Raw genomic sequence first — 12,323 nt, 5'->3', positions numbered from 1 at the left:
TGCCATGCGCGGCCGGTCAACCACAGACACGGAGGCATTCGTGAACACGCTCATTCTGTATGATTCCCTCGGCGGCAACACGCGCAAGGTGGCGCAAGCCATCCACGAGGTGGTGCTGGAACGCTGGGGCCGCGCGGATCTTGCCAAGGCGTCCGAGGCCAAGGACCTGGACCTGTTCGGCTACGGGCTCATCTTCGTGGGGTCTCCGGTCATCGACTGGCTGCCCACCAAGCGCCTCATGGATTGGGTCCATGCATTCCTCAAGGGCGTGAACACGGCAGGCGGGATTCTGCCCTCGTCCCCCGTGACCCCCGGGCGCTTCGGCCTGTCTTTCTGCACCTACGGCGGTCCGCACATCGGCGTGCGCGAGGCCGTGCCCGCCACGGCATGGCTCGATTCCTTCCTTGGCCACTTGGGCTACCTGCCCCTTGAACCCTGGCACGTGCCCGGTGCGCTTGCCCACCGGGAGGATCTCAACCTGGCGGGCCGTCTGGGCGATATCCGCAACCGTCCCGACGACCGCGACCTGGACGATGTGCGCAACCGCACCAGTGGAGTGCTTGCCTCCCTGGAGGCGTTCCGGGTCTGATGCCTCCCGTCCTCCGGGCGCGCCATCCTTCCTCTGCGCGCCCGGAGGAACCTCCCACGCCGACCGTGACGCTGAAGAGCGAGAGGGTGACGGCTTGACAAAGCGGCCGTTAGGGGCGCATGACACGCCTTGTATTGATAATGAATGTTGATTTCGTTTGGAGCGGCTATGCGACAGGATGCGGCGAATCCCAGTGGGGCGCAGAAGGCGGGAGGAGCACAGTCTCGTGCGGCCCGGCCAGAGGAGATCGAGCTTCGGCCGGGGTTGTGGTGCAGCCTGCTTGAGTGCGAGACCGGAGCGGACATGCGCGTCGAACATGAGTTCGCGAGCGACCGCATCGACTTCGGGTTCGTGCTTTCCGGCAGTTTCGAGGCCCGCTTCAAAGGCGCGCGTCCAGGCTTCGCGCTGGCCCGGTCCGCGCCGGGGATAGGCGGCCTGAAGCACCTGGGCCCTCATTGCGCCGTGGCGGAGATAGCGCGCGGGGAGCGTCTGCGCCTGTTGCACCTGCACGTTTCGCCAGAGGCCCTGCACGCGCTCCTGCGCGGAGACCTTTCGGCCGTTCCGGTGGAGCTTCGGCCCGTGCTCGAAGGCGGGGCTTGCGGCGACCTGCTGCGCACCGCACCTATGGATCCGGCCGTGCTGGGCGCCGCGCACCAGATGTTTTGCCATGGCGGTTGCGGCCGCGCCTCGTGTCTCATGCTGGAGGGCAAGGCCCTTGAGCTTTTGGCCATGCAGCTGAACAGCCTGAGCGGCGGAGCCGCGCCGGGACGGGGCGCCCCGCTTGGGCACCGTGATCTGCGCGCCGTGCGCGAGGCGCGGGACATCCTCGTGTCGGATGTGGCGCATACTCCGAGCCTTCCGGAACTTTCCCGCCAAGTGGGGCTTGGGCTGCAGAAGCTGCAGGCCGGGTTCCAGCAGCTCTATGGGACCACCCTGTACGGGTATCTCAAGGAGTGCCGCCTGCAAAAGGCCAGGATGCTCTTCGATTCCGGCGGCATGAATGTGAGCGAGGTGGCCTGGGAGATCGGCTATACCAATCTGAGCCATTTCAGCGCGGCGTTCCGTCGCCGTTTCGGCGTGCTGCCCAAGCAATACTCCCGCGCCCAGCAGCGAGGCTGGCGCTCGTCCGCGGCATCCGGCCAGGTCCTTGCCCAGGCAGTGGCCAGCTGATCTCCCGCCCACGCTCCGGGAGCAAAATCCCTTCCTCCCTGGGCAGAATCGTCTCGTCCGGCAGGGCATGTATACTGCCTATCGCCCCGGATCGCCCCGCCAGGCATGGCGGCGCGCTTCAACTCTGGGCGGGGAGGCGTTTTCATCATGCACCGTTCTTCCGTCAGCGCACCGGATCTCCATGACGCCCCGGTCCAGGCCCTGGGCGGGCAGCCGCGCCTGATCGCCAGGTTGGCGCTCATCGGGTCGCTGTACCTTGCCCAGGCCATTCCCATGGGCTTCGTCTTCGGCGCCATGCCGGTGGTGCTGCGGCAGCAGGGCGCATCGCTCAGGCAAATAGGGCTGCTGTTCCTGCTGCACCTGCCGTGGGTGCTCAAGCTGTTTTACGCCGCGCGCCTTGAATCGCTGCGGCCCGGCCCCCTGGGCCGCCGCAAGTCCTGGATCGCGCCGATGCAGTGGCTGGCGGCCCTTGCCCTGGCCTGCGCGGCGCGGCTTGACCCCGTGGCCGGATTCGCCGGAATCTTCCTTTTGCTGTTGGCCTACAACCTGGCCATGGCCACGGGCGACATCGCCGTGGACGGCTACGCCACGGACATCCTGAAGCCGGAAGAGCTGCGCTGGGGCGCTGCGCTCCAGGCTTCCGGGCGTTTTGTGGGCATGATGCTGGGGGGAGGGCTGCTGCTGACCCTATATGTTCGTCTTGGCTGGGGGCCGGTGTGCGCGCTTCTGGCCGTGGTGACGCTGGCGCTGAGCCTGCCCGTGCTGCTGACCCCGGAGATTCCGCCGGTGTGCGCCGCGCAGGAGCGGCCCCAGGGCGAGGACGTCTGCGGCCTGGCGGACGTGCTCCGGCTGCCCAAGGTCCGCTGGGCCATGCCCGTGCTCATTTTGCCAACGGCCTTCCTCTTCAGCGGATTTCAGATGCGCCTGCCGCTCATGTCCGACCTGGGCCTCGGCAGCGCCGTCATGGGCGGCGTGCTCATGCAGTGGGCCTACCCGGCCGGACTGTGCTGCACCTTTGCCGCGGGCTGGTTCTTGCGGCGGTGCGGCAGCCTCGTCCTGATGCGCGTTTTGTGCGCCGTCGGCCTTGTCCTGACCGCGGCCTCGGCATGGCTGGCCCTTGGCGGCCGGGCTTCGCCAGTGCAGGCCGCCTGGCTGCTGGCCTGCGACAACGCCCTGCTGGGAGCCGCAAACGTCTGGGGCTATACGCTGATCATGCGCCTGTGCCAGGGCGGTCGCTCCGGAACCGGCGTCGCCATTCTGGGCAGCCTGTTCATCCTGCCGCCCATTGTCCTGGGGCCGTTTGTCGGGGGGCTTGGCGATCGTGTGGGGTTCGCCGCCTTGTACGGCGTGCTGGGGCTCTTCATGGTGGTCGGCTGGCGCCTTGCGGAGGCGCTTCATGCGGCGGCGCGGCGCAAAGGCCTGGCCCTGCTCTCCGGACCAGGCCCCGCACAGGAGCGGGCGGGGCATTCGTGACGCGGCGCGGACTGGTTTCGTCCGCCGCCGAAGCCGTGTTGTCTGCTTCGCCCCTGCGCGTCTTGCGCCGCCGCCTCGTCTATTCCTCGTGGTCGGCGTCCTGCCGGTGAAGCGGCGTGACAGCCGGGCGCAAGACCATGAGGTAGCTGTATTCGAAATCCCGTACGCCCACACAGGAAAAATCCAGCGATTCCGCGTGCGCGCGCAGTTCCTCGGGGGCGATGCGCCGTTCCACGGGAGGACCGAAGGGCATCTCCCGCTTCTGCATCTCCAGCACGGCCAGCCTTCCGCCGGGGGCGAGCACGCGCCGCACCTCGGCGAAGGCCAGCGCCGAGCGTCCCAGGGTCAGGCCGTGCAGCACCGTGGACACCAGGCAAAGGTCCACGCAGCCATCGGGCACAGGGAGCGCGTCGCGGGCCATGTCGCAGGCCAGGGGCTCCACGTTGGCGAGGCCCTGCTCCAGCGCCCGTGCCGCCACGTCCTCGGCGTAGGGGCGGTGGAGGTCCGCCGCCAGAACGCGCCCGGCCGGGCCCACAAGAAGGGCGGCGCGCAAGGCATATTCGCCAGCCCCGCAGCCGAGGTCGAGGACGGTTTGTCCGGGCCGGAGGTCGAGCTCCGCAAAGAGATGCTCCGGGTCTTGCAGCCAGAAACTGGTGGGTCCTCTGCCAGGGGTCTTGGAATTGTTGCGGCAGTGCGTCTGTGTGCTCATGTGCTGGATCTCCCTGCGACGATGGTGTTGAGAAATGCGGAGAGCTTGAGGTTCGCGGCCGCATCGCCCTGGCCGTCGAAGGCCAGATGCAGCACCGGCGGACGGTCCTGGCCGCCTTCGCCCCTTCCGAGGATGTCCAGCGTCATCCCGGTGTTTTCGTACATGCTGGACACGGCCACGACGGCCTGGGCCGCGGCGCCGGGAAGGGCCGCGCGCGCGGCGCGGTAGCGGCCGAATGCGCCGGAGTACAACCCGATTTCGGCGTCCTCCACGGCGGGCAGGGCGTCCAGGTCCTTCAGGAACGGCCCTGCGTCACCAAAGGGGGCGGCCACGGCGGCGTGGATGCGCCGCATCTCGTCCAGCACCTCCAGCGGCGCGTCCTGCCGTCCTTCCATGCCCATGGCTTGGGTCCAGAACGACCAGAGCGCCTCGCTGAGCGGTGCGCGCAACACGCGCGCGCCAGCGGCTTCCGCGCGGGCCAGGATGTCGTCATGCAGGCGGCCGTTGAATAGCGCCAGCGGCTCGCCGACGGCGAAGAGCGTCAGTTCGGGTTCTCCACTCTGGGTTTTGGCGATCTCGCCGGATAGAGCCAGGAGCAGCCCCTCATCCAGTCGGCCGCTTTCCGCTGCTGCGCAGATGCGTTCCAGGAAGGCTTCGCGCCGTGCGGGAGGGGCCGCGAGCACCAGATCTCCGGCCAGCAGGCACAGGAAGAGCTCCAGCGCCGCTTGCGCAGAGGGAAAGGCCAGGTCCTCCAGATACGGTGAGAACACCGCGACTGCGTCCATTCCTTCGGCGTCGAGCGCGATGCGCAGGAAGCGGCTGAACTGGCCGTCGGTCTCCGCGCCCTCGCATTGGGGGAACAGCACGGCGGCTCCGTCCGCGCCTCGCGGGCGTTCGTTCAAGGCGCAGAGCACGTCGCCCAGCAGGGCGGCCAGGGCGGGCGATTCGTTGGTGACGGTGTGGGCGCGCCCCCTGGACAGGCTTCGGGCATCGGTCTCCGGCAGCAGGCGGCAGGCGCGGCCCTTTGCGGTCAGCAGGGCCTGCCCGATGCGGGAGTAAGGCGGCAGGTTTGGAAGCAGCAACTCCGCGCCGGATGGCAGGTCGGCCAAAGCGCGCGGCATGAGCGGCGGAAGGTCCGCGTGGTGCGGCCTATTGGTCGAAACGGCCCGGATTGCCGCAGCTGGCCGTGTGCGCACGCTGTTCAGGAAGGCCTCCACCCGTGTCTGCACGCCGACGACGGAGCGGTGCTCGTCCACCTCCACGGCCAGATAGGGCTTGTCGCCCATGATGGCGCGCACATAGCGTCCGAGGATGGAGTCCGGGCCGCAACCGTGGTGAGTGAGCAGCACGGCGTGGAGGTCGGGTCGGCGCGCGCAGGTCGCGGCGGCCTCCAGGATGTGCTGGCCAAAGGGCCAGTACATGTTCGGGTGGGCGGCAGCCATGTCGGCGCCGGGAAGCATGTGGAAGGGCAGCACCTGCTCTCCGGCCTCGGCGAGCAGGGCAGGTATTCCGAGGTTGAGCAGTGGGTCGGCGACGCCGTAAATTTTCGAAATAAGAACAAAAGTGCGCCGACCTGGGTCCAGTCCGGCAAGCACGTCGTCACGGCGTTTGGCCATGCGGACCTGGAAGTCCTCATGGGCGGCCATGGCCGCGCCGAGCGCCTGTGCGGCGCGTCCGTCTTCGAAGCCAAGCTGTCGGCCCATGGTGATGAACTCCGAGCGCAGGAAGCCTCCTCCCAGGCTGAAGGCGATGCGCGGAGCCAGCAGGCGCACCCCGCGCCGCCGCAGGGACATGGCCTGCTCCACCATGCGGAAGGCCTGCTGCATGTATGCGCAGCCGAAGCTCCGGCGTGCGCTTGCGCCGGGATGATGGACGCTGTGCAGGTCCGGGAAGAACAGGGCGTCGACCCCGCTTTCCAGCAATTCCGCGGCATGGCCGTTGACCAGCTTCACCGGGTAGCATGTCTCGTCCAGCGCGTATTCCTGGGCCAGGGCCACGGTGCGTTCGGAGCTTGGCTCCGAGAGCCGCAGCGCGCAGCCGAGTTCCTCGAAGAAGCCTGAAAACATGGGAAACATGCCGAAGGCGAACAGGGCGCGGGGCACGCCCACGGTGAAGGCGCCGGCCCGTGGGCGCGGCCGCTCCGTGCCGAAGACCAGCTCCGCGATGTCGCGGGTGAAGGCGTCGGCATGGCCGGAGGCGCTGTTTTCCGCCTGGCCCTGACCGCTTGCGGCGGGCCGGAAGCCCCGGAACAGCGAGGGTCCCGGGGCCATTTCCTCCCGGGCCAGCATGGCGGCGCCCAGCGCCCCGGAAACGCTGAAGTAGTGCGGCACCACGACCTTGCGGCCCGTGAGGGCGCGGAAGGCGTTCACCACCCCCTGGTTGTAGGCCAGGCCACCCTGCAGCAACGCCGGTCCCTCGCCGCCCCGCCCAGCGGCGACGCGGTTCAGGTAGTTCCGCGCCACGGCGTAGCACAGCCCGGCCGCGATGTCCTCCAGCCGCGCCCCCTGTGAGCGTCGGCTGGCCACGCGCGCCTCCATGAACACCGTGCAGCGTTCGCCCAGGTCCTCCGGGGTTCTGGAGGCCAGCGCCAGTCCGGCCAGGTCCTCCAGGCCGATGCCCAGCTTCTTGGCTTGCTCCTCCAGGAACGAGCCCGTTCCCGCGGCGCAGACCTTGTTCATCTGGAAGTCGGACACGCGGCCCTGGTCCAGGGCGATGAACTTGGAGTCCTGCCCGCCGATCTCGAACACGGTGTCCACGCCGGGGGCCAGGGCGCTTGCCGCCCGCGCCTGTGCGGTGATCTCGTCGCGGACCACGTCCGCGCCGAGCAGGCGGCCAATGAGGATGCGCCCGGAGCCGGTGACGCCCACGCCCAGCACCTCGATGCCGACCGGGTGCGCGGCCTCGAACTGGGCCAGGCCCGTGCGCACGGCGCGTTCCGGGTCGCCCAGGGTGCGCAGGTAGCGCAGGTCGAGCACCGCGCCCGTCGCATCGAGCAGCACCAGGTTGGTGCTGGTGCTGCCCACGTCCACGCCAAGGTAGGCCTTGAGCGGCGTGAATCCGTCGCGAGCGTGAATTTCGTGGCGACCGTCGGCGTCGCCTTGGCCGAAATCGGCCAGGGGCGGCAGGACCGCGCCGTCCGAGGCCCGCGTTTCCCGCTGCTCCCGCAGGGCCTCCAGCAGCTTGCGCATGTCCAGGGACAGCCTCCGCTTCTGGGCGAGGGCGGCCGCGCCCAGGGCGCTGGCCAGCGGCGCGCGGGGCCCGGTGACGAAGTCTTCCTGCGCGAGGCCCAGTTGCTCGCGCAGGGCGTGGGCCACGGCCCGGTTGCGGGCCACCCCGCCGGAGAAGAACAGCGGAGCCTCCATGGGCAGTTTGCGCAGCACCGAGGTGCGGTAGTTCCGCGCCACGGCGTGGGCCAGTCCCAACAGCACCTCTTCCACGGGGGTTCCTTCCTGCTGGTGGTGGGTGATGTCCGTCTTGGCGAAGACGCTGCACCGCCCGGCGATGCGGGGGAAGCTGCGCGCCGCCATGGCGCGCTCGCCGTAGTCCTCAATGGCGATGCCGATGCGCGAGGCCTGCTCGTCCAGGAACGAGCCGGTTCCGGCCGCGCAGGAGGAATTCAACGAGAAGCGCAGCCGAGAACGGTTCCGCTGGTCCACGCCCGTGAGGAACACGGCGCTTTGCGCGCCGATGGCCGCCACGCAGGAGCACTGCGGGGCCAGACGCGCCGCGCCCTCGGCCAGGGCGGCCATGTCGTCCACCCAAGGCGCGCAGTCCTTCAACGTCTGTGCTCCCGCGCCGGTCAGCGCGCCCCGGGCCAGCGCCTCGGCGCCGAAGGCTTCCAGGGCCTGGCGCGCCAAGAGCGCCGTGGTTTCGGTCAGCCGCCCGTGATGGGGGGCGTAGCGTTCCATGCGCGCCGCGCCGTTTTGGTCCAGAACGCACAGTTTGACGGCATAGGCCCCGATATCCAGTCCAAGACTCATGTCCATTGCGTGTCTCCTTGGCCGCCGCTAGAAGCGCAGTCCTACGGTGAGGCCGCAGGTGAGCGGCTCGCCCGCGCGGGCGTACCAGGCGTTGCCGCTCTGGAAGGCGCGGGTGGCGTAGTTGGCGTTGAAGAGGTTGCGCACCCAGAGCGTGGCCTCGTAGCCCTCGGCCTCGTAGCCGACGCGCGCGCCAACGGTCTGGTATTCGCCCTGGGCGCGGGTGTTGGCGAGGTCGAAGTACTGTCGGCCTGTGCGCCGGTAGTCCGCGCCAAGAAGCAAACCGTTCTGGAAGCGCCAGGTGGCCGCGAGCATGGCCGTGTAGCCGGGCACGCTGGGGTTGCGTTTGCCGGAGTAATCCGCGCCAGCATAGTTGAAGCTGTCGAAGGTGGCGTGCACCCAGCCGAAGCCGCCGGTGATGTCGAGTCCGGGCAGAGGCCTGGCCTTGAGTTCCAGTTCCACGCCCTTGCTGGTGGACGAGGCCGCGTTGACGATGGTGAAGTTCGGGTAGCTGGGGATCTCCACCTGCTGGTCGCTGCGCTTGATGATGAACAGGGCCAGATTGGCCTGCAGGCGCTTGTCCAGCCAGTCGCTCTTGATGCCGGTTTCGTAGTTCCAGCTGTATTCGGCGTCGTAGGCCGAGCCGGGGTCGGCCTTGAGGTTGAAGCCGCCGCTCTTGAACCCGCGCGAGACCCCGGCATAGGCGAGCACGTCGTCGGTGAGGCGGTAGTCCACGGCCAGCTTGGGCGACCAGGAGTTGAAGGCCTTGTCCGTGTCGCCGCTTCTGTCGGCGATGCCCATGAAGGCCCCGCCGCGCCACAGGTAGTCATACTCCTTGCGCTCGTGGTCGTAGCGCAGGCCCAGGGTGAAGGTGAGTGTGTCCCACAGGGTGTAGCTGCCCTGGCCGAAGGCCGCCGCGCCCAGGGTCTCGGTGTCGCCTTGCTGGTGGAAGGTCCCGGTCACGCCCATGTGCCGCTCCATCCAGGTGGACAGGTCGTCCTGTTCGTGGAAGGCGTAAAGCCCGGCCAACCACTTGAAGGGCCCCGGGGCGTCGGAGGAGAGGCGCAGCTCCTCGCTGAGCAGCAGCACGTCCTTCTCCGCATACTTGTAGGCGATGTCCACCGGGGTGAAATCGCCGTCCTGGACCATGCGGGTGGACTCGTCGCGCAGGGCGCTTACGGAGACCAGGCGCATTCCGTCCAGGGCGCGCTCCGCCCGCATGGACACGCCTCCCGCGTGCTTGCGCGCCCGTCCGTCGTGGTCCAAGCTGACTTTGTGCGGATTGTCCTTGATCCAGCTCATGGGCGCGAACTCGGCGTAGTTGTCTTCGTAGCTTTGGCCTTCCGCCACCCATTGCACGCGCCAGGGCGAATCGGGCTGCCAGTCTATGCTCAGCCGTCCGTCGAAGTCCTCGTTGCGGTTGGCGTCGGAGTTGCCCGTGTGGACGTTGTTGAAGTATCCGTCCGAGGCTTCGTAGCGTCCGGACAGGCGCATGGTGAGCACGTCCTTGATCACCGCGCCGCCCAGCGCGCCGGAGAGGCTGCGCGCGGCGTTGCTTGCATATCCGGCCTCCAGCCGGGATTCCCAGTCCGGACCGGGCTTCCTGGTGACCACGTTGATGACCCCGGCCTCCGCATTGCGCCCGTACAGGGTGCCCTGGGGGCCTTTGAGCACTTCGACGCGCTCCAGGTCGAAAAGGGCAACGTCGAAGTTGGAGTAATACACGTCATCCACGTAGAAGCCGAAGGACGGCGAGGTGCCGTGCATGAAGCCCACGCCCCGGATGGAGCCGTAGCTGCCGAGGGAAGCCTTGGGGCCGGACTTGGCCATGAACAGGTTCGGGGTGGCGGCGAAAAGGCTTTGGGTGTCTCCTATTCCCAGGTCCGCAGCCTGTTCTGCCGTGTAGGCGGTGACGCTGGCCGGGATCTTCTGGGTGTCCTGCTCGCATTTCTCCGCAGTGACCTTCACGGTCTCTATGGTGAAGGGCTGAGGTTCGCCCGCCTGGGCGCTTCCGGTCGCGAGGGCAAGGCACGCGGCCAGGGCGGCAGCCGCGAAGGGGTGTTGTGTGGTGTCGCGCATGTGCTTCTCCTGTGCGTCGGGGGGGGCGGTCGAAACCGCGATGGGGCACAGTAGGAGGAGCCGGGGCGGCCGGTCTAACCGGGGAGGACGAAAAATTGACGTGATAGGATGAGGAGCAGGCGGGAGGAATCCGCAGCAGGGGGGAGGGGCGGTAGCCTTAAGGCGCACCGGCCCGGAATGCGGCGGGTGGAAACGGGGAGCGGGCCGCCCGTGCGGGAAGCGAGCCCGCATCGCCCAGCGGACCTCAGCCTCGCCCCGCCGCATTGGGCGGGCTTGTCGCTCTGCGGGGAAAGACGGTTTGCCGCTCTCGCCCTGGTGGCCTAGAAGCCCCGCGCCTTTTTGACGAAGCCGGGCCAGAGGGCTTCCCAGGGGCCTTCGTGCCCGGCCTCCTGCACGCGGATGCGCGTGATGCGCGCGCCGTGGGTGCGTTCCGACCAGGAGTCCAGGATGACCGGCTGGATCACCGTGTCCATGCCGCCGATGACATGCAGTTGCGGGATGTTTCTGGTGGCCTGGGCCTTGTCCACGGGGTTCAGGGAGCCGGTGAGGGGCGAGTCGCCATGCAGGCGGGTCCACAGGTCGGGGTCAAGGTTACCCGCGACCGTGGCCAGAAAGGTCACGTCCTGCCGCCGTTCGGCCAGCAGCGCGGCCATGGCTCCGCCGCCGGAGTATCCGTGCAGGGCGATGGACGTGGCCCCATGGCGGCGTTTCGCCTGGGTCACGGCTGCGTCCAGGGCCTCCACGGCGCGTTCGGAAAAGCGGTCGCTGGTCCACAGCTCCACCGAGCAGCCACGGCGGTCGGCGTCCTGGGTGTACTGGCAGGGGCGGCCCAGGTACAGCACCGGGGCGGTGGTGGCATCGGCCATGGCCAGGCGCAGGCCCACGGGATTGCTGGGCGTGGGGTCCATGGACGGCCGGTTGCGTCGCCGCCATGCCAGGCCGTCGCCCTCGATGTAGACGCAGAGCGTGTCGCCCTGCCCCTGGCGCTCCCAGCCCATGAGCACGAAATTTGTGGTGTCGAAGCGACGCGGTTGGAATTTTCCGGAGCGGGCCAGCTCGTCGGCTTGCTGGTGGCGGCTGGAGCAGGCGCCGACCAGCAGGCCGAGGCACAGGATTGCGGCAAGGGCGCTCAACGCGCGCCATGGGGCGCCAGTCATGGAACCTCCGTTGTGTTCATCGTTCCGCGGCCAAGAGCTCTTCGTACAGGGTGCGCAGCTGAGCCGCGATGCGACCCATGGCGTAACGCGCGGCAAAGCGTTCGCGTCCTGCCCGCGCCAGCCGCAGCCGCAATGGTTCGTTTTCGGCCAACTGGCGCAGCGCATGGGCGAGTTCGGAAACGGAGCCCGGCCCAACCAGCAGCCCGGCGCGGCCCTGGTCCAGCACCTCGGCCATGCCGCTTCCCGGAACCTGCGCAGCCAGGCAGGCCACTTGGCGCGCCATGGCCTCAAGCAGCACCATGCCGAAGGCCTCGCTGCGGGAGAGCGAGGGCAGACAGAGGACATGGCTGGCCCGGTAGCAGGCGTCGAGGACATCGTCCGACACGGCTCCGGCGAGCAGCGCCCGATCGCGCAGTTCCGGCAGATTCGCCAAGGCCGTGAGCCTGGAGCGCTCCTCGCCGTTGCCCACAAGGCAGAGGCGGGCGTCCGGAACCGCGCGCAGGGCCTCAAGCAGCACATTGAAGCCCTTGTAGTGGGCCAGACGGCCAACGGCCAGCACGCGCAGGCCGGTGCAGGAGTCCAGAAAACGCGTGGCGGGGTGGTCCGGGAGGAGCGTTTTCGCGGGCGCGGGTTCCTCTAGGCCCAGGGGAACCACGCGGCAGGCGCCGCCAAGTGCGGCGAGCTGCGGGCTGGCGTCCAGATAGGCGCGCGAAGTGGCGATGACGGCGTGGGCGCGGCGCAGGGCCAGGGCCTCCAGCCTGCGCCAGCAGGCCATGATCAATGGGGAGGGCTCGTGGTCCGGGGGGAAGGCTACGTCCGCGTGCCAGTGCAACACCACAGGCGGGCCGCCCCCGCCCCGCAGGAGCGCGGGCCACAGGGCCGCGCCGTTGGGCGCGTGCACATGGACCACATGGGGCCGGAATCGCCGCAGGGCCTGGACATACAGAAACGGCAGAGCAGGAGCGACGGGGGCGTAGCCTCCGACCGAGAAGGCCACGCGCGCGCGGTGGACCTGGACGCAGGGGCTCTCGCCGCCGTGCTCCGATCCGTGGGCGAGCACCAGGACTTCGTCGCCTTCCTTCGCCTGCGCCTGGGCCAGTTGCCCCAGGAAACGCTCCATGCCGCCGGTGTGGGGCGGGTGGAACTTGCCGAGGTGGAGGATGCGCATC

General features: G+C 68.9%; 8 protein-coding genes. 3 read left to right on the top strand and 5 right to left on the bottom strand.

The features are described from left to right. The first annotated feature begins 40 nt into the window (after window positions 1–40). The 3 genes from CHB73_RS02805 to CHB73_RS02795 all read left to right on the top strand — a co-directional run bounded on the left by CHB73_RS02805 (window position 41) and on the right by CHB73_RS02795 (window position 3,232). Window positions 41–589: a flavodoxin family protein gene (locus CHB73_RS02805; RefSeq protein WP_089271839.1), complete on the top strand. Its 549-nt coding sequence runs from the start codon at window positions 41–43 to the stop codon at window positions 587–589. A 168-nt stretch (window positions 590–757) separates the two neighbouring features. Further along, a complete protein-coding gene (locus tag CHB73_RS02800) occupies window positions 758–1,759 on the top strand; it encodes a helix-turn-helix transcriptional regulator (protein WP_179216865.1) in 1,002 nt (333 codons plus the stop codon). Between the two features lie 147 nt (window positions 1,760–1,906). After that, complete coding sequence (locus CHB73_RS02795) at window positions 1,907–3,232, top strand: MFS transporter (RefSeq protein ID WP_179216864.1); 1,326 nt, start codon at window positions 1,907–1,909, stop codon at window positions 3,230–3,232. Window positions 3,233–3,311: 79 nt separating this feature from the next. Here the strand turns inward: CHB73_RS02795 and CHB73_RS02790 are convergent, their stop codons facing one another. The 5 genes from CHB73_RS02790 to CHB73_RS02770 all read right to left on the bottom strand — a co-directional run bounded on the left by CHB73_RS02790 (window position 3,312) and on the right by CHB73_RS02770 (window position 12,322). Next, window positions 3,312–3,941 carry a class I SAM-dependent methyltransferase gene (locus CHB73_RS02790; RefSeq protein ID WP_089271833.1) on the bottom strand — a complete coding sequence of 210 codons (630 nt, stop codon included), beginning with the start codon at window positions 3,939–3,941 and terminating at the stop codon, window positions 3,312–3,314. After that, on the bottom strand, window positions 3,938–7,927 hold the full coding sequence (locus tag CHB73_RS02785) for an acyl-CoA dehydratase activase (protein ID WP_089271831.1): 3,990 nt from the start codon (window positions 7,925–7,927) through the stop codon (window positions 3,938–3,940). The genes CHB73_RS02790 and CHB73_RS02785 overlap by 4 nt, the downstream gene beginning before the upstream one ends. Before the next feature lie 21 nt (window positions 7,928–7,948). Further along, window positions 7,949–9,997 (bottom strand): TonB-dependent receptor, encoded by a 2,049-nt coding sequence (locus tag CHB73_RS02780; RefSeq protein WP_179216863.1) that lies wholly within the window; start codon window positions 9,995–9,997, stop codon window positions 7,949–7,951. Between the two features lie 320 nt (window positions 9,998–10,317). After that, a complete protein-coding gene (locus CHB73_RS02775; protein WP_089271827.1) occupies window positions 10,318–11,154 on the bottom strand; it encodes an alpha/beta fold hydrolase in 837 nt (278 codons plus the stop codon). 16 nt (window positions 11,155–11,170) lie between these two features. Continuing rightward, a complete protein-coding gene (locus CHB73_RS02770) occupies window positions 11,171–12,322 on the bottom strand; it encodes a glycosyltransferase (protein ID WP_089271825.1) in 1,152 nt (383 codons plus the stop codon). Window position 12,323 lies beyond the last annotated feature (1 nt).

Source organism: Humidesulfovibrio mexicanus, assembly GCF_900188225.1.
In the GTDB taxonomy this organism is placed as follows: domain Bacteria; phylum Desulfobacterota; class Desulfovibrionia; order Desulfovibrionales; family Desulfovibrionaceae; genus Humidesulfovibrio; species Humidesulfovibrio mexicanus.
The sequence above is the reverse complement of the archived record's forward strand: the minus strand, read 5'-3'. Positions and strand labels throughout refer to the sequence as shown.

What these genes read in the sequence shown, in the direction of transcription:
- CHB73_RS02785 (WP_089271831.1), bottom strand. Translation starts at nt 7,927, where the DNA reads ATGGACATGAGTCTTGGACTGGATATCGGGGCCTATGCCGTCAAACTG.
- CHB73_RS02790 (WP_089271833.1), bottom strand. Translation starts at nt 3,941, where the DNA reads ATGAGCACACAGACGCACTGCCGCAACAATTCCAAGACCCCTGGCAGA.
- CHB73_RS02770 (WP_089271825.1), bottom strand. Translation starts at nt 12,322, where the DNA reads ATGCGCATCCTCCACCTCGGCAAGTTCCACCCGCCCCACACCGGCGGC.
- CHB73_RS02775 (WP_089271827.1), bottom strand. Translation starts at nt 11,154, where the DNA reads ATGACTGGCGCCCCATGGCGCGCGTTGAGCGCCCTTGCCGCAATCCTG.
- CHB73_RS02780 (WP_179216863.1), bottom strand. Translation starts at nt 9,997, where the DNA reads ATGCGCGACACCACACAACACCCCTTCGCGGCTGCCGCCCTGGCCGCG.
- CHB73_RS02795 (WP_179216864.1), top strand. Translation starts at nt 1,907, where the DNA reads ATGCACCGTTCTTCCGTCAGCGCACCGGATCTCCATGACGCCCCGGTC.
- CHB73_RS02800 (WP_179216865.1), top strand. Translation starts at nt 758, where the DNA reads ATGCGACAGGATGCGGCGAATCCCAGTGGGGCGCAGAAGGCGGGAGGA.